At 45.5% G+C, this 24,023-nt stretch carries 23 protein-coding genes; 1 reads left to right on the top strand and 22 read right to left on the bottom strand.

The genetic code is table 11. The annotated features are described in order from the left end of the window. Window positions 1–21 precede the first annotated feature (21 nt). The 13 genes from trkA to D7Y06_RS14045 form a co-directional block, all read right to left on the bottom strand. Window positions 22–1,377 (bottom strand): Trk system potassium transporter TrkA, encoded by a 1,356-nt coding sequence (trkA, locus tag D7Y06_RS14105; RefSeq protein ID WP_120408418.1) that lies wholly within the window; start codon window positions 1,375–1,377, stop codon window positions 22–24. Between the two features lie 118 nt (window positions 1,378–1,495). Continuing rightward, a complete protein-coding gene (locus D7Y06_RS14100) occupies window positions 1,496–2,008 on the bottom strand; it encodes a shikimate kinase (protein ID WP_120408417.1) in 513 nt (170 codons plus the stop codon). A gap of 17 nt (window positions 2,009–2,025) precedes the next feature. Then, window positions 2,026–2,898 carry a shikimate dehydrogenase gene (locus D7Y06_RS14095; RefSeq protein ID WP_120408416.1) on the bottom strand — a complete coding sequence of 291 codons (873 nt, stop codon included), beginning with the start codon at window positions 2,896–2,898 and terminating at the stop codon, window positions 2,026–2,028. 301 nt (window positions 2,899–3,199) lie between these two features. Next, the gene (locus D7Y06_RS14090) at window positions 3,200–4,558 is read right to left on the bottom strand and encodes an NCS2 family permease (RefSeq protein ID WP_120408415.1); all 1,359 of its coding nucleotides are present in this window, start codon (window positions 4,556–4,558) and stop codon (window positions 3,200–3,202) included. A 19-nt stretch (window positions 4,559–4,577) separates the two neighbouring features. Then, window positions 4,578–5,102: an adenine phosphoribosyltransferase gene (locus D7Y06_RS14085; RefSeq protein WP_120408414.1), complete on the bottom strand. Its 525-nt coding sequence runs from the start codon at window positions 5,100–5,102 to the stop codon at window positions 4,578–4,580. 23 nt (window positions 5,103–5,125) lie between these two features. After that, the gene (locus D7Y06_RS14080) at window positions 5,126–6,286 is read right to left on the bottom strand and encodes a WG repeat-containing protein (RefSeq protein ID WP_120408413.1); all 1,161 of its coding nucleotides are present in this window, start codon (window positions 6,284–6,286) and stop codon (window positions 5,126–5,128) included. A gap of 29 nt (window positions 6,287–6,315) precedes the next feature. Then, window positions 6,316–7,191 carry a methionyl aminopeptidase gene (locus D7Y06_RS14075; RefSeq protein WP_120408412.1) on the bottom strand — a complete coding sequence of 292 codons (876 nt, stop codon included), beginning with the start codon at window positions 7,189–7,191 and terminating at the stop codon, window positions 6,316–6,318. A gap of 33 nt (window positions 7,192–7,224) precedes the next feature. After that, the gene (locus D7Y06_RS14070) at window positions 7,225–7,893 is read right to left on the bottom strand and encodes a hypothetical protein (RefSeq protein WP_120408411.1); all 669 of its coding nucleotides are present in this window, start codon (window positions 7,891–7,893) and stop codon (window positions 7,225–7,227) included. Next, on the bottom strand, window positions 7,893–9,188 hold the full coding sequence (locus D7Y06_RS14065) for a C40 family peptidase (RefSeq protein WP_120408410.1): 1,296 nt from the start codon (window positions 9,186–9,188) through the stop codon (window positions 7,893–7,895). Before D7Y06_RS14065 ends, D7Y06_RS14070 begins: the two co-directional genes overlap by 1 nt. Window positions 9,189–9,319: 131 nt before the next feature. Next, a complete protein-coding gene (locus D7Y06_RS14060) occupies window positions 9,320–10,789 on the bottom strand; it encodes a methyl-accepting chemotaxis protein (protein WP_120408409.1) in 1,470 nt (489 codons plus the stop codon). A 115-nt stretch (window positions 10,790–10,904) separates the two neighbouring features. Next, window positions 10,905–12,464, bottom strand: a complete 1,560-nt coding sequence (locus tag D7Y06_RS14055) for a DUF3794 and LysM peptidoglycan-binding domain-containing protein (protein ID WP_120408408.1) — start codon at window positions 12,462–12,464, stop codon at window positions 10,905–10,907. Between the two features lie 64 nt (window positions 12,465–12,528). Beyond that, complete coding sequence (locus D7Y06_RS14050) at window positions 12,529–12,771, bottom strand: Veg family protein (protein ID WP_120408407.1); 243 nt, start codon at window positions 12,769–12,771, stop codon at window positions 12,529–12,531. Window positions 12,772–12,879: 108 nt separating this feature from the next. After that, window positions 12,880–13,308: a protease complex subunit PrcB family protein gene (locus D7Y06_RS14045; RefSeq protein ID WP_120408406.1), complete on the bottom strand. Its 429-nt coding sequence runs from the start codon at window positions 13,306–13,308 to the stop codon at window positions 12,880–12,882. A gap of 131 nt (window positions 13,309–13,439) precedes the next feature. Between D7Y06_RS14045 and D7Y06_RS14040 the strand changes: the two genes are divergently transcribed. After that, window positions 13,440–14,198 (top strand): lysophospholipid acyltransferase family protein, encoded by a 759-nt coding sequence (locus tag D7Y06_RS14040; RefSeq protein WP_120408405.1) that lies wholly within the window; start codon window positions 13,440–13,442, stop codon window positions 14,196–14,198. A gap of 56 nt (window positions 14,199–14,254) precedes the next feature. Here the strand turns inward: D7Y06_RS14040 and D7Y06_RS14035 are convergent, their stop codons facing one another. From D7Y06_RS14035 to D7Y06_RS13995, 9 genes are all read right to left on the bottom strand, one after another. Continuing rightward, entirely contained in the window at window positions 14,255–15,619 is a 1,365-nt protein-coding gene (locus D7Y06_RS14035; protein WP_120408404.1) for a UDP-N-acetylmuramoyl-tripeptide--D-alanyl-D-alanine ligase, read from the bottom strand. 2 nt (window positions 15,620–15,621) lie between these two features. Then, complete coding sequence (locus tag D7Y06_RS14030; protein ID WP_120408434.1) at window positions 15,622–16,674, bottom strand: D-alanine--D-alanine ligase family protein; 1,053 nt, start codon at window positions 16,672–16,674, stop codon at window positions 15,622–15,624. An 81-nt stretch (window positions 16,675–16,755) separates the two neighbouring features. Then, a complete protein-coding gene (locus D7Y06_RS14025; protein ID WP_243119327.1) occupies window positions 16,756–17,778 on the bottom strand; it encodes a TRAP transporter substrate-binding protein in 1,023 nt (340 codons plus the stop codon). After that, window positions 17,775–18,578 carry a response regulator transcription factor gene (locus D7Y06_RS14020; RefSeq protein WP_120408403.1) on the bottom strand — a complete coding sequence of 268 codons (804 nt, stop codon included), beginning with the start codon at window positions 18,576–18,578 and terminating at the stop codon, window positions 17,775–17,777. The genes D7Y06_RS14025 and D7Y06_RS14020 overlap by 4 nt, the downstream gene beginning before the upstream one ends. Continuing rightward, window positions 18,553–20,073: a sensor histidine kinase gene (locus D7Y06_RS14015; protein ID WP_243119326.1), complete on the bottom strand. Its 1,521-nt coding sequence runs from the start codon at window positions 20,071–20,073 to the stop codon at window positions 18,553–18,555. Before D7Y06_RS14015 ends, D7Y06_RS14020 begins: the two co-directional genes overlap by 26 nt. 73 nt (window positions 20,074–20,146) lie before the next feature. Then, complete coding sequence (locus D7Y06_RS14010) at window positions 20,147–20,617, bottom strand: YcxB family protein (protein WP_120408402.1); 471 nt, start codon at window positions 20,615–20,617, stop codon at window positions 20,147–20,149. Between the two features lie 30 nt (window positions 20,618–20,647). After that, window positions 20,648–21,940 carry a TRAP transporter large permease gene (locus D7Y06_RS14005; RefSeq protein ID WP_120408401.1) on the bottom strand — a complete coding sequence of 431 codons (1,293 nt, stop codon included), beginning with the start codon at window positions 21,938–21,940 and terminating at the stop codon, window positions 20,648–20,650. Then, window positions 21,937–22,464 carry a TRAP transporter small permease gene (locus D7Y06_RS14000; RefSeq protein WP_120408400.1) on the bottom strand — a complete coding sequence of 176 codons (528 nt, stop codon included), beginning with the start codon at window positions 22,462–22,464 and terminating at the stop codon, window positions 21,937–21,939. Before D7Y06_RS14000 ends, D7Y06_RS14005 begins: the two co-directional genes overlap by 4 nt. Before the next feature lie 85 nt (window positions 22,465–22,549). Then, window positions 22,550–23,662: a TRAP transporter substrate-binding protein gene (locus D7Y06_RS13995; RefSeq protein ID WP_120408399.1), complete on the bottom strand. Its 1,113-nt coding sequence runs from the start codon at window positions 23,660–23,662 to the stop codon at window positions 22,550–22,552. Window positions 23,663–24,023: the final 361 nt, after the last annotated feature.

Raw genomic sequence — 24,023 nt, 5'->3', positions numbered from 1 at the left:
ATCTCCTGCCATAAATATCATTTACTCAAAAATATCATTTATCTGATAGATTACCTGCCCGCTGGTTACAATAATCACCGTATCCCCTTTGCTGAAATAAGAATCACCATTGGGCAGCTCCGGTGTCTGGGACCTTAAAATACCTGCCACCCGGACATTAGCTTTAATCCGAAGGTTCTTTAAGGGCTCATTGCAGTGCATGGTGGACTCATCTACCACAAACTCCGCCGCCTCCGCCTGGCCGTCCGCAATGGAGTGAACCGCCAGTGCCGCCCCCGACTGATTTTCCACTGCCCTGACGTAGCGCACAATGGTGTTACAGCACAGCTCTTTAGGGCTGATAATACTTCCCAAATCCAGGCTGTCTAAAATACCGTTGCTGTTGGTGCGTCCCAGTTTCGTTATAATCTGAGGCACTTTGCACTTGCTGCCGTACAGGGAAATAATCATGTTCAGTTCGTCTAATCCCGTCATGGTAATCAGTGCATCGCAGGTGGAAATTCCCTCGCTCTCCAAAACCTGCTCGTCGCTGGCATCCCCCTGTACAATACAGGCGGAGGGCAGAAGCGCCGCCAAAATTTCACATTTATCCCTGTCCTTCTCAATAATCTGAACTGTTATCCCGCTTTTTTGCAAAAGCTTTGCCAGATAAATACTCACTCTGCCGCCGCCGCAGATAATAATCCGCTTTGCCTTATGGGTGATAATTCCCAGGTTCTTTAAGAGTTTTGTTAAATTTTCAATAGAGGCGGTGACAAAAATATGATCCCCCTCCCTTAAGACAAAATTACCATCGGGAGTAACTGCTTTTCCCTCCCGCACCACAACGCACACAAGAATCTGGCATTTTACCACGCTGTCCAAATCATTTAAAGTCACATTGCAAAGCCTGCTCCCCGGCATAACCTTAAGTTCCACCAGCTCCATTCGGCCCTTGGCAAATGTCTCCCGCTTTAAAAACCCCGGATATTTTAAGAGACGTTCAACCTCCACCGCCGCCTGCCTTTCTGGGTTTACTGTCATGGACAGGGCAAATGCCTGGCGCATTTTATAAATCTGCCCGGTATATTCCGGATTCCGAATTCTTGCAATAGTATGTAATCTGGGATTTAACCCGTGGGCGGTAAGGCAGCACAAAAGATTTACCTCATCTGCACTTGTAGCGGCAATAAGCAAATCCGCAGTCTCCACCCCCGCCTCTTTTAAAACCTCCATGGATGCACAATTCCCCTGAACTGCCATAATGTCAAACCGCTCGGAACTGCTGTCTAACCGGTTGGGATTTACATCCACCAGCGTCAAATCATATTCTTCCGCAGAGAGCTGCCGGACTAATGTAGCCCCCACTTTGCCGTCCCCCGCAATAATAATTTTCATGGTAAAACCCTCCGTCAAATATAGAAATAGCCTATACCCATTATAACATCATATGACAAAAAAACAACAAATCAGACACCTGATTCCAAGAAAAGATTTGTGAAAAACGGAAAATTTTTCATTTCTCCAGGGCATCTACAATTTCCCTGCAGACTTCCTTCGTTGATTTCCCGTCTGTCACAATCACAATATCCGCTGCCTTTTCATATTTCTCCCGGCGCTTCTCCATTAATTCCCCGATATATCCCACATTCATATTTCCATTTAACACAGGGCGGCTGGTGGTGTTTTTCACCCGATCATACACCGTCTGAGGAGTGGCAGACAAAAGCACCACCCTCCCACTGTCCTTCATATGGCCGATATTTTCCCGGCGCAAAACCACCCCTCCCCCGCAGGAGACAATAACTTTGTTCTTTTCTTTAAGCTCCACCAAAAGCCCGCTCTCTATATCCCGGAAATAATCCTCCCCGTATTTCTCAAAAATATCTGAGATAGGCATCCCCTGTCTCTCCACAATCATATCATCCATTTCCATGCATTCCATGGAAAGCATCTTTTTTAATTCTTTGGAAACCGTGCTTTTTCCCGTTCCCATAAAGCCAATGAGAAAAATATTCCCCTGTATCATAAGACTCTCCTTTTTTGTTATTCTCCAAACAGTATCTTTTTCACGCCCTCCACCGGCATATCCATCCCGGTATAAAGCTTAAACGCAGCCACGCCCTGCCACAAAAGCATCCCCTGGCCGCCGATGCATTTACATCCCTTTTCTTTTGCCTCCCGCAAAAGCCTTGTCTCTATGGGGTTATACACCACATCGCACACCACTAAATCTTTGTGGAAAGCAGAACTGTCTTTCACCACGGTTTCATTTTCCATAGGCTTCATGCCCACAATGGTGGCATTCACAAAAATATCGCTCTCCGCCATTTCTTCCTTCATCTTCTCTGCATCTTCAATGTCGTATACAGCTACTTCGCATGCCGGGCAGGCCGCTTTTATCTTATCCGCCGTCTCTAATGTCCTTCCCCAAAAGGCGTCTTTCCTGTTGAAAATAGAAATGGCCCCCGCACCGTCTAAAGCGCACTGCACCTGCACTGCGGTGGCTGCCCCGCCTCCTCCGGCAATGGTAATTTTTTTGCCTTTTACCTGTGTCCCGTGGTCTTTCAAATTATCCACAAAACCTGTTCCGTCTGTAATATGCCCCACCAGCTTTCCATCTTCATTTACAATGGTATTTACTGCGCCGATAATCTCTGCCGCCGGGGACAATTCATCCATGTACTGAACCACTTCCGTTTTACAGGGCATGGTCACATTACACCCCCGCATATGAAAAGTTTTTATTGCCTGTATGGCATGTTTCACCTCCTCTATGGGCACGTCAAAGGCAAGGTAGGCGTAGTCAAGGCCAAGTTCCCTAAAGCTGTAATTATACATTGCCGGGGAGCCGGAATGGCTCACCGGGGAGCCAATCAGCCCCAACAATCCCGTACTTCCAGTTATCCGCTTCTCCATTTTTGTATCCTCCTGTTTATTCTTTTTTAATAATCTTTAAAAATAATTCCATCTTTATTCAAACTGTGAACACATTTGTTCTATATACTATATTCATATCAAAGGAGTTGTAAAGTTCTGCGGGGCTTGGTCGGCTCCGACAAAAAGCTATCCCTGGCAACAGGGTTTACAATATTTGAAACTCTTTCTCTCCCTTATGTTTCTGCTTTTGACAGAAACATACACAGCAGGCATGGTTTGTACGGACTGTACATCCCATGCCTGCTGTTTTTTACAACTTGGAAACCTGCCTGTAAAAATACTAGAGGAAAATATATTTGCAAACAAATAATACGGCCAAGACATACATAAGGGGCGTAATTTTTTTCCCTTTCCCGCAGACTAAGTTAATGATTACATAGGAAATCACTCCCATGGCAATCCCCTCGGAAATGGAGTACAAAAGAGGCATAGCCAAAAGGCAAAGGTAAGCGGGGATGCTCTCTGTCAAATCCTCAAAATCAATTTTTACAATGGAAGTCACCATTAAAAATCCCACAAAGATTAAAGCCGGAGCTGTTGCAAATCCCGGTACTGCAGTGAAAATCGGGGCAAAAAAGATTGCCGCCAAAAACAAAAGTCCCGTAACCACAGAGGCAAGCCCTGTCCTGGCCCCCTCCCCTACCCCTGCGGAGCTCTCTACGAAGGTGGTTGTGGTGGAGGTACCCAATACGGCGCCTGCGGAAGTTGCAATGGCATCCGCCAAAAGGGCGGGCCTGATTCTTGGAAGTTTCTCATCCTGATCTAGCATTCCGGCTTTTGAGGATACGCCGATTAATGTACCAATGGTGTCAAACATATCCACAAACAAAAAGGAAAGTAAAATCACAATAAAGTTAAATATATTTACATTGGAAAAATCAGCTTTAAAACACTGGCCAAAGGTGGTGCCTAAAGCCGAAAAATCCGTGAGGGCCATAGAGGGGTACAGGGAATAAAATCCGTTCTCCGGGTCTGCCCTGTAAATTCCTGCCGCCTGAGAGAGCATTCCCAGCACCCAGGTGGAAAGGATTCCGATCAAAATAGAGCCCTTTACCCCTTTAATATAGAGGATTGCAGTAAGCATAAGGCCCACTAAGGCAAGTACGGCACAAATTCCTTCCGTATGCCAGTTTTCTGCAAAAGCCACATAACTTACCAGAGTGGAAGGATTTGCCACAACAATATGGGCCCCCTGGAGTCCGATGAAGGCAATAAAAAGTCCGATACCTGCGCTGACGCCTTTTTTTAAGGTACTGGGAATGGCATCAAAAATTGCCTCTCTCACACTGGTAAGGGATAAGACAATAAAAATAATGCCCTCCACAAATACGGCAAGCAAAGCAATCTGCCAGGAATACCCCATTGCCCCGCACACCGTGTAGGCAAAGTATGCGTTTAACCCCATTCCGGGAGCTAAGGCAAAAGGATAATTTGCCATGAGGGCCATCGCCATAGTTCCCACAAAGGATGCCAGGCAGGTAGCCATAAGCACTGCATCCCGGTTCATCCCCGTATCTCCAAGCATGGTGGGATTTACCGCCAGGATATAGGCCATAGCCATAAATGTGGTAATTCCCGCAATCACTTCTGTCCTCACAGTAGTGTGATTTTCATTTAACTTAAAAAACTTTTCAAGCATAGTTTCTCTCCTTTTCTTCTTAATTTCCCTCATAAGTTATGATGGATGCCACATCATATCCGGAAAGCTTGTCCCTTCCCTTAAGCCCTGCAAGTTCCATAAGGAAAATAATTTTTGCAACTTCTCCTCCAAGTTCTTCCACCAGACGGATGCAGGCTTCAATAGTCCCCCCTGTGGCAATCAGGTCATCCACTAAAATCACCCTCTGCCCGGGTTTGATGGAGTCTTTGTGCATCTCAATTTCTGCACAGCCGTACTCCAAATCATAGGATGCGGAAATTGTCTCACAGGGAAGTTTTCCTTTTTTCCGGATAGGCACGAAGGGTTTCCCCAGGGCATAGGCGATGGGCACGCCAAAAATAAACCCTCTGGACTCTGTACCTGCAATTACGTCAAACTCCAGGCCGTCTAACAGGCCAATCATAGAATCTATGGCCAGCTTCAATCCGTCTGCGTCTCCCAAAACGCTGGTGATATCCCGGAAAATAATACCCTTCTCGGGAAAATCCGGTATGCTTCTTACGTATTCCTCAATCTTTTTCATCCTCTGTTCCTCCTGTTTCATATTTATTTTACTTTTACAAAAGTACCTATATTTTCATACTCCGGCTCCACCACAATTTCCCCTTCGCTGTTCATGCAGCCGTAAGCTCCCTCTGCCTCCACAATGGCAAGACCCGACTCCCCGAAAGTGCTGGCATACTGGTATGTAAAGCTTCCGATTTCCTCTCCCTTTTGGTTTACATAGCCCCATCCCATGTCACTGCTCACTGCAGCCAGGCCGTTTTTTGAAAAGTCGCTCACATATCCATAACGGATGGGCACGACTTTCTCACCCTTTTCATTGATATAGCCGTAACGGTCCTCCAGGCACACAGCCGCCAGAAAGTTCCCGTCTCCCGCATCTGCAAATTTTCCCGCATTAGTATATTCAAAGGGGATAACTTTTTTCCCATTTTTGTCAATGTATCCGTATTTCCCCCCTGTAAACACAGCCGCCAGGCCATTTTCTGAAAAAGAGGAGGCCCCGTCATAAATAAAGTCAATTATCGTCCTGCCATCCTTATCAATATAGCCCCATTTATTGTCCTTCTGTGCCAAAGCCAGGCCGTTTTCCCCTAAATCATCCAGATATTGATATTCCACGGGCACAGCCTCGCTTCCATCTTCCCGAATCATCCCAAAATACTCACCTTCCATGACGACGGCCAGCCCCTCTTTTGTAAATGCCTTTGCCATGGTATAACGGGCCGGAATCACTTCTTCTCCCTCTTTGGACAGATAGCCGTACTTGTCTCCTTTTTGGTAAACTGCCAAGCCGTTTTCCCCAAAGGTAAAAATCCCCTCATACTTTGGCTCTATCACCACATTTCCCTGGGTGTCAATGGCTCCGAACTTTCCCTGCTCCTCAATAACCGCATAACCATGGGAAAAGCCGTAACTCCTGTCGAATTGGGGGGCTATAACCATTTCCCCGTCTGTACTAATATATCCATATTTGCCATCTTTTAACACGTAGGCCAGGCCGTTTTCCGAAAAATTTCCTGCGTCCTCATATAAAAAATCAATCACTTTTTTTCCTGTGCCGTCTATGTATCCAAATTTCTCCTGCTTCTGCACCAGCGCATAATAATCTTTTGCTTCAGCTTTATGTTTCTCCCCGCAGCCGGCAAGTCCACATATTACAGCCAACATCAAAATTCTTGCTGCAATCTGCCATCTTTTCATAGGTTCCTCTTTTCTACTTTGTCTGTGCGCTAATATGAGATAATCTCATAGCCCTCCTCTGTTACCAGCACCTGCACTTCCCACTGGGCGGAAGGCTTGCCGTCCTCCGTGTACACGGTCCAGTTGTTCTTATCGTCCACGTATATCTCCACTTTCCCCATATTTATCATAGGCTCAATGGTAAACATCATTCCGGGCACCATAAGCATTTCTGTTCCCTGCCGGCTGTTATAGCTTACCCAAGGATCCTCATGAAATTCCACCCCAACCCCATGGCCGCCAATCTCCCGGACTACTGTGTACCCATGGGCATAGGCATAATCATGAACCGCCTGTCCCATATCCCCCAGAAATCCCCAGGGTTTTACTTTTTTTAATCCCTCTCCAATACATTCCCTGGCAACCTGCACCAGTTTCTGCTTTTCCGTGCTTACCTCCCCGATACAAAACATTCTGGAGGAATCGGAATAATATCCCATTAAATTCGTGGACACGTCCACATTGACAATATCCCCTTCTTTTAAAATCACATCCTCCGAGGGGATCCCATGGCAGACTTCATCATTTAAGGACGTACAAACGCTTTTGGGGAATCCCTGGTAATTTAGAGGCGCCGGTATCCCTCCCATAGCGGTAGTTCTCTCATAGACCAGCCGGTCAATCTCCTCTGTGCTCATGCCCGCATGGATTTTCTCTGCAATTTCATCCAAAACCGCAATATTAATTTTAGCGCTTTCCTTAATCCCGTGAATCTGATCCGGGGTTTTAATCAAATCGTGTGTGGGGACAATGTGTCCTGCACCCTGTATCATTGCTATTTTCTCGTCAAATGCCTGATGGCAGATTTTATATTTTTTCCCGCTGTGGCACCAGCATGGGTCGTTTCTTCCTATTTTTCCAGCCATATTCCTTGTCTGTTTCCTTTCTATAAATTGTATCTATTGTTTATGGTCTAAAATTATATTTCCAAAATCAATATGGTCAATCATTTCTTCCTTCTTTATAACATCATGTTCTTTTAACATGTCCTGATAGGCATCACCTGTTAAGTCATACTCACTGCCATCCTTTCCCTTTTCCAGTGCAAATTGCTGCTGCATTTTCTGTGCCAGGGCCATTTTAAAGAGAGCCTCCTCCACTTCCTCTTTGGATATGGCCAGCTTTTCTCTCTGATCCTCCTCCAAATCACTCCAAAAATCCAACTGTTCATTGGCCAGGTATTCCTGCTCCTCCTCATTTAAGGAAAGGCCTATTTCCTGTGCCATGCCATAAAAAATGACATCATGAATGGCCAGATCAATGGCTGCATCTCTGGCCGTAATTTTTAAAAATCCCCCGTTGGTATGGGTATTCCAATATTTTTTTGTGTCGCTGTCATAGACAAGGGCCTGCTGCTGCACCAGTTTTTCCTCGTGGACAGCATAAATCCCAAAATCCTTTAGGGTGATGGGGGTTTCATCCACTGTGGCAATCACTTTGTCCAAATTTTCTGCGTAAACCACTTTTTCCCATTTTCTTGTCCTGTTTTTTGCTGCCGCCCCGGCAAGGACAAGGGACACTGCCACAACTGCCAAAAAAATTCCTATATTCTTTTTTTTCTTTGGCATTACAGCACTCTCCTTACACATACAATCGTCCGGTAAGTGGCAGAGGATGTGGTAATTCCCACTGCGGTACTCTGGGCATGGACAATCCTTCCTCCCCCCATATAAATGGCCACATGGCCGCTGTAGCATATTAAATCTCCGGGCTGTGCATTTGCGTAACTCACCGCCTGGCCGCATCCCTGGAGGGCAGCGGAACTGTGGGGCAGGGAAATGCCAAATTTTGCGAAGACACTCATTACAAATCCAGAACAGTCAGCGCCGTTTGTCAGGCTAGTCCCCCCCCAGACATAAGGATTCCCCACAAACTGGCAGGCATAATTTACCACGTCACTCCCGGATACCCCGGTGGAATAGGAGGGATTCTGTCCGCCTCCGCCCCCGGTACTTCCGGTACTGTCACCGGAGCTTCCTCCCGAAGTTTCCTGTCCGTCCTCCGAGCTGCTACCGCCCTGTTCATTTCCTGTGCCTGCATTTCCGGAATTTCCGGAATTATTTGAAGCACTATTTTGGCTGGCAGCCGCCTGCCTCGCTGCCTTTGCCTTTTCTTCCGCCTCCCTGGCTTTTCTCTCTTCCTCTTTGATTATGGCATTCTGCTCTGCAATGGTCTGCTTATATGCAGCCGCTGCCGCCTGGGCTGAGGCAAGCTGGTTGTCATAACTTCCCATCTGTGAGCGTTTTTCCGCCAAAACGTTTTCCAGAGACTGCTGCTGCAGGGCATATTCCTCCTGCATAGCCTCCATTTCTGCCTTCTCTGTCTCCACTGTGGTCTTTAATTCCGCCACCTGCTTTACCGTAGCCTGATACTGGGTCAAAAGCCTCCTGTCATAATTGTAAATCTCTGAGACATATTCCACCCGGTTTAAAAATTCCGACATATCCTCTGAGCCAAGGATGGCTTCCACCATGGCCCCGTCTCCCCGCTCATACATAAACTGGATTCTCTTTTTCATGGCCTCATACTGTTTCTTCTCCGAAACCTGGGCATCCTTAAGCTCCACAGTCACCTCATCTAACTGCTGGCTTTTCGCATCCAGTTCATCCTCCAAAATCCCCATATTTACTAAAAGATTTACCAGTTCCGCATCCTTTGCGTCAATCTCCCCCTGGAGCTGGGACTGTTTCCGTTCTATAGCTTCTATCTCGTTATTGGCATTGTCAAGGTTTTGTTCCGCCTTCGCCTTCTCATCTTTAGCCTTTGACATATTTCCCGCCAAAACATTCTGGCTTCCTGTAAAACCCAGAACCGCCGCCAGCATCAGGGCCGCTGCTTTTCTATGTACACTGTTATTTTTCATGCCATCATCCTTTTTATTTAGGCTTTTGTAATCACCGTTTCCGCACCTTTTGTATTATATCATTAACACTGTTCCATTTCAACCGTGATACAGGAAAAAAGGGCATCCACGATGCCCCTTTGCCTCACTAATTATCCTTCCAGCCTGCTCTGCAAATCCTCAGCTAAAGTATAAATGGCGTCAAAAACCTCTTTGCATCTGGCCACTTCTTTTACGGTGATTTCAGAATTTTCCAATCCCTCATTGGAAGAGGACGCAATCTCCTGGCTGGCAGCGGACAGATGGGAAACGCTGTCAAAAATCACATTGGAAGAATCCACAGTCTGGGTCATAATACCGCTCATTGTGTTAATTTTTTCCACAAGAATTCCCACCTTATTTTCCACTTCCGTAAACTTCCCGTTGGTATCCTCAATAATCAGATTCTGTTTCTTCACAGAATCTATGGCGTTGACGATGCTTTCACTTGCCTGTACCGCCCCGGTATTTAACTCCTTTATAATATTTGTAATATTATTGGACGCCTGCTGGGTATCTTCCGAAAGTTTCCGAATTTCCTCCGCCACAACAGAAAATCCCCTCCCCGCAGTTCCCGCCCTTGCCGCTTCAATAGATGCATTGAGGGCAAGAAGATTTGTCTGGCTGGAAATGTTTAAAATGGTATCCACGAAGCTCCCCACCTCATGTACTTTATCTGTCAGCTCTTCTATGGTTCCCTCCACCATATTACTTGCCGTTGCAACGCTGTCCGCCTGGGTGCGCAGTTCCCCAACTAAAGCGACCCCATCCCCCACGGACAATTCCACATTGTGGGATTCCTCTATCATCGTGTCGGCAACCGTCATGCCCTCCTCGGCATATTCCCTGATATTCTGGCACATCACCGCCTGCTGCTGTATGGCCTGGGCAGTGCTCTCCGTACTGTCCGCAATATTGCTCATGGAAAAGTTGCTGGTGGAGAGGCTTTCCTCTAAAGTATTCATCATCTCCATGGCGTCATGGAAATGCCGGATAACATTTTCCGCAATCATAAGCCCTGCTTTCCGGTTTTCTTCCGCCGCCTCCATAGCATTTTGGATTACATCCATATTTTCCTGGTCAAACTCTTTTAAAAGCTTCGTCCCACGTACAGAAACAAATGCCGCCAGGAAGGAGACAAATACACTCACCATCATAGTGGCCCCCTGCTCCTGGGAAAAGAGGCTGGCATTTATAATCACATGCATCACATTTACCGCTAAGATAATTCCGTTTCCTATGACAATCAGCCGCAGGTTCAAATATGTAACAGCAGCAAATAATACGGGAAAAATATAGGAAAAATTATCCTCCCTTGTACCCACTGTCCGCAAAATTCCATACACGAAGACTGCCGATGCCAGAATTCCGTAAGCACATAGTTTTGTGTCACGCTTTACAACATAAAGCCCTATACACACTGCAATCCCCAAGACCGCCGCCGCCAGCTGCACGTAAGTCCTTATTGTCACCCCTTTTCCGCTAGACACAAAAGCCAGTAATGTGATACTCACATAGGCCAGTATAATGATAACCGCTGGAAAAACAGTTCTGTTTGCTCTCCTGTATTGCGTCTCTGTCATAGTTTTCCTCTCTTTCCCGTACCCTCATGCCGCATTCACGGCATATTACGCTCTGTACCTTAACCGAAAAATTTCTGTAAATATTATAGCACTTTCTTGCTGTTTTTCACAGAAATTATTCAACTTTTTTTACAATTAATAATTTCTCCCCTGGTTTTACCACTGGCTGTGCCAGACGGTTGGTCTCCATAAGATTTCCCACTGTGGTGTGATGCTCCTTGGCAATACAGAATAATTTGTCCCCAGGCCGCACAATATATCCCACAATTCCAGGACTTTGCTGCAGCGCTTTTAAATCCAGCTCTTCCTGGGAAATATTGGTGATTAACTGCCTCTCCTGTTTCTGGAAAGCCAGTAGATTTAATGTGACGGCAGCTTTCACCTCAATCATTCTGCTGTCCAAAAGAACGGTTGTCACCTGGTCTATCTCCCCGTGAAGCCAAATCTGCATCTCCCCCTGGGATTTTGGCATCTCTATCATCTGCTGGAAAGGTATGTAAGCTTTCTTTGCGCCCAAAGGCATGGAATCGTCCGATGTCATATAAAGGATTTCCACGGTAAGGGTTCCCTCCGCCAGCACCCCGTCCTCTGTAATATTCGTCTGCTCAATATTCAGGGTCTCCTCATTGACGCAGATCTGAAGGATATCCTCATCCCCCTCTAAAAGTTCTATTTTATCTGCTATTTTGCATTTTACCTCGTTTTTCATCCACAGTTTATGGAAAACAGCCGTCTTAAATTCCGGCTTTATCTGTTTATCCAGGGCATAGATATCTGAAATCATCTCAATGGACTCTTCCCGCCACAATCCGATTTCCAACTGGACAACCATCTCCAGCATAAGATTCCTCTCCTCCCCGTCTTCGTCCGGGCGGATTTCCATACTCCACTGTTCCAGGGATGGTTTCACCCAGTAAATCTGCTCTGTCTCGCAGGAACTGCACTCAACCCCTCCGTGGATTGGTACGGTGGTCTCAAACCACTGAAGTCCCGCTTCCTCCTCGGCACCTGCATAGAGCACATAAATCAGCGCTTCCCCTGTCACTTCAATCTCACCGTTTTTCGGCTTGCTGTTCATTCCCCTAAGCTCCACGCTGCTCCAGAGAATTTCTTCCATATTTGGCTTATTGGAAGAAAGGGACAGTTCTTTGCGAATCCTAAGAGTGTCTTTCTTGTCTGTGATAAGCTCCAATGCCTCTAAGGTTTCCTTTAACATCTCGCAGGAATTCTCTTCCTTGATACCGGTGAGAATTTTTTCTTCCCCGGATACTTTTGCTGCCGCCGTAAACTCCACCAGAGAGCGGATGCTCAGTTTTCTGGAATTTATTACGCTGACAGAGATATCCTCAATTTTTCCCTCCACTTTCACCGGGTTGTGCTCCTCCACCCCGTCAATAGCCAGGCTTTCCTGGAAAGGTATCTCGCCCTGAAGCTGGTTTAGCTTCTTATTGTCCAAATCCGTCCTGTACAAAATAGAAAAGGAAAGGACGCCCTTCAGCCACACATGGCCGCTGCTCACATGGGTCTCCTCAAAACGAATAGTTCCCCTCTCCCGTATCACCTTTGTCAAGTCCGGCTTATAATCCGGAAGATTATAATCATCATCCAGCGTAATCTGGCTGAATGCTCTTCCCACTTCCTGATTTCCATGCAGTTTTTTATTCTCTAATTCCACTAAAAAAGCCCCCTGTTCTGAATTTATACATCTTATTCAAAACAGCGGGCTTTTATGCTTTTCACTAACAAAGTTTCATTCGTATATCTCTGGTAATAATATCCGTATAGCTAAAAGATAGTAACTGGGGTGGGTTATCCCCGTTCTGGTCACTGACCAAAATTGTAAACACACTGGGATATGCGTCTACGATTACGCCTTCCTGAACATCAATTTTGTTTCTTCCACGGTCAAGCTGAATCATAACCTTGCTTCCACATTGCTGGTGTACGGATGCACGCACTTTGTTGATGTCTGACTGCTGCATAGTAGTTCCTCCCTTTCTTCCGGCACTGATGGTAAGTCTACTTGTCTAGTATAACACTGCACCGCAATGATGTCAAAAAGGACATAAGTACTATATTTTGTATCAACCTTATTCAAAAATTACATTTTTATCCATATTCTGTATTTTTAATACTACATATGGATAGCTGGGGACTGCATTTTTTATCTCATCTTTGGCAGGTCCTACTAAATTAGACTGGAATACCAAAGCATTTTTTGTCAAAAATACATCAGTGACCTGTATACTGTACCCCCCTGTCTCCTGTTCCCCATATCCCCGGACGATATAAACAAAATCGTCATTTTCAAAGACCATTTTTAAATCCGCCGCCTTTTTTTCCTCTATTTTTGCCATGAGCTCCTCCGGGATATCGTTTTCCTCCACAATACAGTAATCCACATCCTGCACTCTGCTCTCATCTGTCTTTTCCACTCCACAACCGGCAATGAACATCATTATGTAAAAAAACGCTAGAATAATTCCTGGATGAAAATATTTATTTATATCAATTTTCATTCTCCATACCGCCTTTCTTTTCCTTTCCCTGAATTTACATTTTTTACATAATATTCAAAAAACCCGGTTGTAATTCCTCTTTACAGTTAGTATAATAGGAATGATTTTACCAAAATAGGAGGATAAACGCCATGATAAGATTAATTGCCGTTGCCCTATTTGTACTGCTCTTTTTAATCTGCAGCATCCCTATATGGGGCGTGGAATGGCTGATTGCCAAAAAACATCCCTACGCCGCAGACATTTCCCAGCTGCGTATGGTGCAGTGGGCATTTAAAGTAGTTTTGTTCTTAAGCGGCACCCGGATAACTGTGGAGGGTGAAGAAAATGTCCCCAAAGAGGAAGCGGTGCTTTATATAGGAAACCACCGGGGATTTTTCGACACGGTAGTGACATACCAAAGATGCCCCGGACTAACTGGATATGTAGCTAAGGACTCCATTGAACACGTTCCTCTTTTGTCCATGTGGATGAAGCGCCTTCACTGCCAGTTTTTAAACCGGGATGACAAAAAAGCTGGGTTAAAGACCATTCTCTCTTGTATTGAACAGATAAAAAACGGCGTTTCCATCTGCATTTTCCCGGAGGGAACCAGGTGCGAAAGCGAAGACGACACGGAAATGCTACCCTTTAAGGAAGGAAGTTTCAAAATTGCAGAAAAGACAGGATGCGCCATTGTTCCCATGGCCCTCACCGGTTCCGCAGATGTGTTTGAGAGACAGTTTCCCTTTATCAAATCTGCTTCCGTAACCTTAACATACGGCAAACCTATCTACCCAAAAACTTTAGACAAAGACCAGCAGAAACATCTGGGCAGCCATACCCAGGAAATTATTTTGGAAATGTTAAAAAATCAACAGAAAACGATTGGACAAAAATCTTCCGATTAATAAAAGCGCCCATAGCCAGGCGCTTTTTCTACATTTTTAGGGAAGGGATGATGAAATCAGCGCTTCCTTAGAGCCTCTATAATTTTAGGATATTCCATAAAATGGGACGCCTTTACCAGTATGGTGTCCCCTTCCTTTACCTCCTGTAAAAGTGCGGGAATCAAATCCTCTTTAGAAGAAAAATGCTCCACTGTGCACCTGGGATTTCCCTTCGCCTCCCTGGCCATTTCCCGGGACAGCTCCCCCGCACAGAAGAGGTGATCGATATTTTTTTCCGAGAGGTAAGTTCCCACCTGGGCATGCAGTTCTTTTTCCTCTTTTCCCAGCTCCCCCATGTCTCCAAGCACTGCAATTTTTCTTCCCGGCGCTTTGGAAAGCACATCAATGGAGGCTTTCATGGAAACAGGATTTGCATTATAGCAGTCGTCAATCAAGGTCATGCCTTTAACCTGTATCAGGTTACTCCTTCCCCCGATGGTTTCCACACTCTGGATTCCCCGGCAGATTTCCTCTATATCCATGCCAAGCTCATGCCCCACGCAGGCGGCAGCCAATGCATTGTAGATATTGTGCTCTCCGGGAATGGGAATCGTCACTTCCCTCACCTCGCCGTAAAGATGCAGATGGATGCGGATGCCCAAAAGCCCTAAGTCCGTCACATCTGTGGCATAGGCAGCGTCTCCCTCCCTGCCGTAAAATACCGGGGAGGAGCCCTTTACCTCTTTTATGGTATTTAATTTATCGTCAAGGCCATTTAAAATTACCCGTCCATTTTCCCTCATATGCTGGAAACATTCTGTCTTTGCCTTTAAAATCCCATCCCTGGTCTTTAAATTTTCCAAATGGCAAAGACCGATGTTGGTAAGCACACAGATATCCGGATTTGACATGGAAGCTAAAGTGTGCATCTCCCCAAAATCGGAAATGCCCATCTCCAAAACCCCCACTTCGTGTTCTTTCTTAAGGCCGAAAATTGTTAAGGGCAGACCGATATGGTTATTAAAATTTCCCGCAGTTTTATGCACTTTATAGCGCTCTTTCAACACGGAGGCAATCATTTCCTTTGTGCTGGTTTTCCCCACACTCCCGGTAATCCCCACCACTTTAAGCCCCAGATAGTTCCGGTAAAATGCCGCAATCCTCTGCATGGCTTCTAAAGCGGATTCCACTAAAATATAATTCCCCGGATTTCCCGAAAGTACATTTTCCGACAGGGATGCCAACGCCCCCGCCTCTAAAACCTGGGGAATATATTTATGACCGTCGGTTTTTTCCCCTTTCAGGGGCACAAAAAGATTACCCGGCACTATTTTCCTGCTGTCTGTCACAATACCTGTGACCTCTCTTTTTAAATCTTCTCTACTGCCAAAATACTGTCCCTGACAGCATTCTAAAATTTGTTCCAACGTAATATTTTCCATGGTTACTCCTGTTTGTTCAGCGATATCTCAATGAGTTTCTCACAGAGCTGTCTGTAATTGATTCCCACCACGGCCGCTTCCTGGGGAATCAGGCTGGTCTCTGTCATCCCAGGCAGGGTGTTTGCCTCCAGGCAAAAAATCTCCCCCGCCTCATTTAAGAGAAAATCCATTCTGGAATAGGTGTCAAGCCCCAGAATCCTTGCGGCTTCTTCGGCATAGTGCTGCATTTCCACCGCCACAGACTTAGGAATATCCGCCGGGCAGGTCTCCACGGTGCTTCCCGCCTGGTATTTATTTTTATAATCGTAAAAACCCTCCACCGGAGCCATCTCAATAACAGGAAGGGCTTTCCCTTCAATCACAGCCACAGAAAACTCCCTTCCCTTTATGTAATCTTCAATAAGAATCGCATCCTCCCAGAGAAAAGCTTCCTCTAAAGCCTTTTTGTACTCCTCTTTATCCCTTACAATAGAAACGCCGATACTGGAACCGCCGCAGCAGGGCTTTACCACACAGGGCAGCCGAAGTCCCGTCAGTTCAAAGTTATCCTCCCGGTTCTTTTTCGTCATCTTAATGCCCTTTGGCGTAGGTACGCCCCCCACTTCAAAAAATATTTTCGTTATCTCCTTATCCATGGCGATGGCGCTGCTTAAATAATTGCTTCCAGTATAGCGGATGCCAAAAAGGTCAAAAGCCGCCTGAAGCTTCCCGTTCTCCCCGTTTTCCCCGTGAAGGGCTAAAAATACAATGTCCGCCATGCGGCAGATTGCAATCACATTGGGCCCGAAATAGCAGCTTGACTTGTCTTTCCGCATAGCTTTTACCGCCGCCAAATCCGGGGCCGTCTCTTTGATTCCCTCTGTCTTTACACTGGCTTCCTCTGTCTGTTCAAAAATGTCCGACACATCTTCTTCCCTGTCATGATAGCCCATAAAAACATCCAGAAGCAGCACTCTGTGGCCGTTCTCCCTAAGAGCTTTTGCAATCATTCCACCGGAACGCAGGGACACGTCCCTCTCTGCGCTGGTTCCCCCTGCTAAAACTACGATATCCATATATTCTCCATCCTTTTTCACATTTTTTCTTGAACTTTTTAGAGTATAACACATTTTATTCCCCTGGGCAATGAACCATGACTAACTGCCCTCCCCAAGCATACGGATTTTCTCCACGATATACATATATGCCCCGCAGTATTCCTCATAAATATCCTCTGTAGCCCTTCGGAATTCCTCTTTTTCCTCCTGGGAAAGCTCCGTCACCACCGTCCCCTCCCCAATCACTTTCTCCATAGATTCCTTTTCCCGCTTTTTCCACAGTTCCCGCTCATACAGAGCCGACTCCCTGGCACATGCGAGAATTATCTCACGGTCTTTCTCGTCAAGTTTCTCCCAGGTATGTTTGGAACAAAGCTGTATTTCAGGAATTCTGGTATGCTCGTCCACAGTAAAATATTTTGCCACTTCATTATGATTCATAGACTCGTAGGAAGGCCAGTTATTTTCCGCTCCGTCCACCTTTCTCCTCTGAAGGCTTGAGTACACTTCCTCATAGCTGATTGGCGCCGCCTGTGCCCCAAGCATCTCCACCATATCCACCATCATATCCGCCTGCTGTACACGGATTAGCATCCCTTCCATATCTTTCGGGGAGGTGATGGGCCGCAGATTATTGTAAAAACACCTTGCCCCGGCATCATACCAGGAAAGCCCAACAAGTTCATAGCCCTTCACCCGCTCCATAAATTCATCTCCGATTTCTCCTTCCAAAACCCGCCACATATGGTCAGAATTTTCATAGAGATAGGGAAGCTGGAGCACATTCATACCATCATCCATGGCGGAAAGCTGGGACAGGGAAACACGGGCAAAATCTATTCCCCCGTGCTGCATCTGCCATATCACTTCCCCCTCCTGGCCTAACCCTCCGTCTGCTGTCACCAGGATTTTAATCCTGCCCTCCGTCTGTTCTTCCACCAACTGGGCAAATCGGTAGGCCCCCATGGTGGTGGGATAATCCTCCCCCTGATTCTCCCCATAGGAAAAAACATACTCCGGCCCCGTTCTCTCAAATACATGGTCCCCCACTATCATATACCCTGCCAAGGCCAGTAAAAAAACAACTGCCGGAAGGGCGTTTTTTATCCTGTTATGCATCATTTTCCATCCTGCTTTTTATTCTGTAATACCTTAAAACGGTAGTCGCTTGGGGTACAGCCCGTCATGCGCTTAAATACTTTGGCAAAATAATTGGAATCCCGGTATCCCACGCTGCTGCTCACATCTTTAATGTTCACCATAGTATCTTCCAAAAGTTCCTTGGCTTTTTCCACCCGAAATTCTGAGAGATACATAATAAAACTTTTCTGAAAACACTGCTTAAAAATCTTGCAGAAATATGCGTCGGAATAGTCCATCATCCCCGCCACATCCTGAAGGGATACATCTTCCCTATAATGTGCTTCAATATAAGACCTGATTTTTTCCGCCGCCACACGGATACGTGTAATTTCCTGGCCTTCTTCTGCAAAATGCTCCGGCGGTGACTTTTCTTCCCATTCTTTTGCGGATTTTCCCTGAAATGCCTGGTCTGCAAGCTGCATGGCCTCCTCTATCACCGCCTGGAGCTCCCCATCCTCCGCAGGTTTTAAAATGTAGTCCAGGGCCTTTACGGAAATCGCCCGCTTTGCATAGCTAAACTCATCAAATGCAGTTAAAAATATAATGCTTACATCCCTGCTTTCCCCCCGGATAATTTCTGCGGCTTTCAAGCCGTTAATTCCCGGCATTTCAATGTCCAAAAGAGCGATATCCAAACCCTCTCTGCGAAATATTTCCACTGCCTCCCTGCCGTTTGCCGCCTGAAAAACTTCAAGCTGGCCGGGGAAATATTTCTGCAGCTTTTTTGTCACTACCATTCTCTCAATAGGCTCGTCATCTGCCACCAAAACCCGATACATATTCTTCTCCTCCTGCCCCAATCCCGCTTAGGGGAATTTTAATCCGAATCACTGTCCCTGCATTTTTTTTGCTGAATATTAAAAGTTCACCGCCCTGATACATGGATGTAATTCTCTTATAAATATTTCCAAGGCCGATTCCTTTATTCTCACCGGAATTTAATTTGTTTCTCAGCGCACAAAGTTCCTCCTGCTCCATCCCAATTCCGTTGTCCCCCACTGTGATAAAAATCACTTCTTCCTTTTCCCAGATTCGGATGCGTATTTTCCCCCCCTCTTCCTTCTTGGATAATCCATGGATAATCCCATTCTCCACCAGGGGCTGAAATGTATACACCGGAATCATGACCTGCTCCGGATTCACCAACCAGCAAAATTCATAGGAGATCCTTCCTCCAAACCGCATCTCCTGCAAATACATATAATCCTGCACCACCTTAATTTCCTGAACCAGAGGCACCAGAGGATCCGTGGTTTTTAAATTATAGCGGAAAATAGAGCTTAATGCCACAATCATTTTTTCTGTAGTAAAAGCTTCCTCCAGATTTGCCATACCCCCGATTACATTTAAAGTATTAAAGAGAAAATGGGGATTTATCTGATTTTTTAAAAGTTCCATCCGTGTAAGTTCCAAATGCTTTTCCAGACTCAGCCGCTCCAACTCCTCCTGATGGAGCAAATCCAGGGTTTTGCGTTTTTCCTCCAATGCCTGAATATAGCCCCCAGTAGCATACTTCATTTTGTTAAAGGCGTGTACCAGCTCCCCCAGCTCATCCTGGCTGTTGGTTTTAATATCCTCCCCGGAAAAATCATTGGCTCCAATTCTCTTGGATGCCTTTGCCAGTTCCAGAATAGGCTCCGTAATACCTTTTTTCATAAGCTCCGTCTGCTGAACTACCCCGATGAGCAGGATACCTCCAAGGATTACCATAAATACGGGAATTCGCATAAGCCCCGGAACCTTCTCCCGGTATATGTCATTCCCGTCATGAAGGGTATCACTCATAAGCTCCCTGGCATATTTCTGCAGATACTCCTGCATATCATAGATTTCATAAAGACTGGTGACATACTGGGTGCCATATCCTTTCATGAAAAAAAAGGCATCTCTTTTCTCCTGGTATACCTCGTAAAAATTTTGAATCGACCAGGTTTTATTATACCGTTTTTCCCCGATGCTTCCATAATCATACGGCAGGGCCTCCACGGCCTTCCAAGTATTTTCCATAGCCTTATCCAGTTCTTTTTCCGTGTTTTTCTCACGGTTTTTCACAAATTCTGCAAAAAGCTGTGTCTCCTCCTGAACGCACTGCAGCAGAGTGCCGCTCTCTAAGTTTTCCTCCAGGATCTTGTTAAAATCAAAGACGGAAAAACGCACCACCCAGATATCAAATAATACAACCATAAGAAACAGGAAAAAAATTAACTTTGTAAAAAAAGAACTTTTCTGTTCAATGCTTAACGCCTGCCATCTTGCTGCTATTTTCTGTTTCAATTCTCCGCTCCAATCCCTGAACTAAAAAGGGCGTCTCAAAACAGAATCCTCCTGTCCGAGCCACCCTTTTCCTTTAATTTTTTATTTGCGCCCTCAAATATTCCAAAAATTCTTCCCACTGTTCCTTAAGGGTACGCTCCATAAGGATATAACCATGATTCCTGTCCGTATATACTGCCAGCATATCCCGTTGTTTCACCACGTGGTTGACTTTTTTCCAGGGAATCTTTTCTTCGGTTCCCCCGGCAAATACCCGGATTCCCACCTCGTCAAATTCCAGTTCCAAATCCTTTGGGATATCCTCTACCTGCCTGACACAGCGCAGATAAATACACAGGGGCTGAATCACAGGAAACAAAACACATCCAAAGAGAATCAAGCCAATCCAGATATCTTTGCCGCTGTCCCAAAAATGAAACAACAGGCCAAACATAGCTGCGGTAAACACAATATTACAGACGCCCGCTATGGCGTGGTAGGTTTTATACATGGACAATTTCCAAAAATCCAGAGCTTTCACTTCACTTTTAAAACGGTATTTCATGGAATATCCTCTCTTTAAATTTCTAAATAATTAACCCAGCAGATTTGGCAAAAACATACTGATTTCCGGTATAAATGTGAGCAGGAGCAATACCACTACCATACACAGATAGAAAGGAAGGGTTGCTTTTACCACCCGCTCCATTTTTACTTTACCCACGGCAGATCCGATAAAGAGAACCGCCCCAACCGGAGGTGTCAAAAGTCCGATACCACAGTTTAATACAATCATAATACCAAACTGAATGGGGTCGATGCCGATAGATGTTGCGATAGGCAGCAAAATTGGTGTTGCAATTAATATAATAGGTGACATATCCATAATACAGCCAAGGAACAAAAGAATCAAGTCCAATAAAAGGGCAATGACGATTGGGTTCCTGCTGATACCGATAATGGCATTTGCAGCCAAATCGGGCACATGTAATGTAGTCAGGCAATATCCAAAGATACTGGATGTAGAAATCAAAATCAATACGATGGACAATGTATCGATACAGGATTCCAGAGCTTTCCAGACACCTTTCCAGTCCAGTCCTTTATAGATAAACACGCTGACAATCAAGCTGTAGATAACTGCGATAGCTGCGGATTCCGTTGCGGTAAACCATCCGCCTACCACGCCCACTACCACGATTATCACTGCCGCCAGCGCCCAGAAGGACACTAAAAACTGTTTTCCAAGATTTTTAAGGGAAAACTTTGCTCCCTTGGGATAGTTCCGTTTTTTAGAGATGATAAAGGAACCAATCATCAGGGAAATTGCAAGGAGCGCCCCGGGTATGTAACCGGCTAAAAACAGACTTCCCACGGATACCCCTCCGGCAGCCATGGCATAAATTACCATGTTGTGGCTGGGTGGAACAAGAAGTCCTTCACAGGAAGAAGTAATGGTTACTGCGGTGGAAAAGTCGTCGTCATATCCCTGCTCCACCATCATGGGAATCAAAATACTCCCCAGGGATGCAGTATCCGCAGATGCAGAACCGGAAATACCGCCGAAGAAATAGGATGCCACAATATTTACCATTGCCATGCCCCCGGTCATCCAGCCCACACAGGCATCCGCCAGGGCAATCAACTTATCCGATATACCTCCTGAGCCCATAAGCACACCCATAGTTATAAAAAAAGGAACCGCCATTAAACTGAAAGAACTGATTCCTTTCACCATCTGCTGACAGATAGTGGTTAAGGGAAGCCCCTGGGATAAAAGGCAGAAGAGAGAGGACAAAGCCACTGCATAGGCAATGGGAAACCTTAAAATAATCATAACAAGAAAGCTAATCAAAAGAATAGCAATCGCCGTACTGTTTACTGTCATTTGCCTGTTCCCTCCTTTACAAATATACTCTTTATGTGGTTGTAAATAGCTTCAAGCTCAAACACTACCATGGCAACTCCCGCTAAAGGTATGGGGAAATACTGCCAGAACTTGGAAAGTGTGGGCATACTTACATAATATCCCTTAGAGCCTATGGATGTGGCATATTTCCACCCCACTGTAATCATAACAATAGCTAAAACAAAAACGCACAAATCTGCCAAAATATCTAAAAATTTAATCAAAGCCTTAGGAAGATAAACATCCAAAGCCGTCATCCGAATATGAGCCCCTCTGCGGATTGCCAGGGCTGCAGACAACACAGCCATATAGGCCATCAGTGTAAGCACTACCTCCTCACTCCATGCCGGGTCCGGCACAAAAGAGACATACCGTCCAATTACCGCCATACTGGTAATCAAAATGTCCGCCACCAAGAGAAGTTTGCAGATAAACAGCACAATCTTGTAAACCACATCATATGCCGGGCGGATTTTATCCATTGTCTCAAAAAATTTAGGCATACCATCCCTCCTTATATTATAAGAGGGCACAAAGAGCACTTATCTCTCTGTGCCCAAAAGCACTTACCAAATATCCTGGCACGCCTTATTTCATGTCAACAATTTTCTGGTACAGTTCTGCATTGTCTTTTGTGGAGTCCTCAATTACTTTCTTGCAGGCTTCCTGCCATTTTGTAATATCGGAAACCTCAACCACGTTTACTCCCTGGCCCTTAAGCTCTTCCAACACTTCGTTCTCTGCCTTCTCGGAAATCTCATGACAGAAATTGGAAGCGTATTCGCTTGCCTCTGTAATCCATCCCTGCTGCTCCTCTGTCAAGCTGTCCCACGCCTGATCTGTAATAATAACCTGAACTGCTCCAAGTGTATGTCCGTCTAAAATTAAGTTCGGCGCAACTTCCTGGAATGCATTAGACTTGTAGTTTGCAATGGGCTGCTCTGCTGCGTCTACCACGCCTGTCTGCAGTGCGGAATATAACTCGCCGAAAGATACTACCGTGGGAGATGCTCCCAATCCTTCCACCAGACCATTCATAATGGGGTCATTGGACACACGGATTTTCATGCCGGATAAATCTTCCATATCAGCAACTTCTTTAACCGTAAAGAAATGGCGGAAACCTTCCTCACCATAGAACAAACCTCTCACCCCGGTTCCGTTCTCATGGGGCTCCATTAAGATTTCTTCTGCCAAATCTGACTCTGCAAATTTCCAGAAGTGGTCACGGCTTACAAATGTAAAAGGTACGGAAAGCAGAGAAGATTTCTGTCCGCCGTAATTTGTCAGTGCGAATGCAGAAATACGGGACATCTGAATAGTACCCCCGCCTCCAAGCATAGAATCCAAAACATCCTGCTCAGCGCCAAGCACGCCGCTGGCCTGAAGGTCTATCTGAATCTGTCCGCCAGAGAGTTCTTCCACTTTATCCTTAAAAGCGGTATCCATCTGACCAACAATGGTGTCTAAAGGATTTACCTCTGCAAAAGTAAGGACAACTTCTGCCTCTCCCGCAGTAGCAGTAGCAGCGTCATCTGCTTTATCTTCTGTTGCATCATCTGTCTTCTCATCTGCCGGGGCATCTGTTTTTGTATCGGTTTTTGCATCACTTGCTGGTTCCTCCGGTGCGGACAAACCGCAGGCTGTCATCGATACCGTCATGGCTGCACATAAAAGTGCGGATAATAGTTTCTTTTTCATATAAATATCCTCCTTCATTCTTCTGCACAATCAGACAGGCAATATCCCATAAGATTTTGTGTGTTTTGACTGTGCTCCTCTTGATATTTATATTATACACTGTCAGCTTGTACAAAAGAAACAAGACATTTTTCACAGTTACCGTAAATTTTTGTCATTTTTAGAGATGAATATCTCTTTTCTTCTATCTGCAAAAGCGCTTCCTCCACCGTCTCCTTCAGGGTTTCATCATCACGTCATTCCTATGACAGAAAAGAGAAGCAGCCCCAAAAAACGCTTGAAAATCAGCCGGTAGTGTAAATAAGTTTGTGTTTTTGGAAATAAATGGCTCCTTTTTGGTAAGAATTAGGATATGCAAATT

The organism is Roseburia sp. 1XD42-69 (assembly GCF_003612565.1).
GTDB lineage: Bacteria > Bacillota > Clostridia > Lachnospirales > Lachnospiraceae > Roseburia_B.
This window is presented reverse-complemented; position numbering and strand designations above follow the sequence as displayed.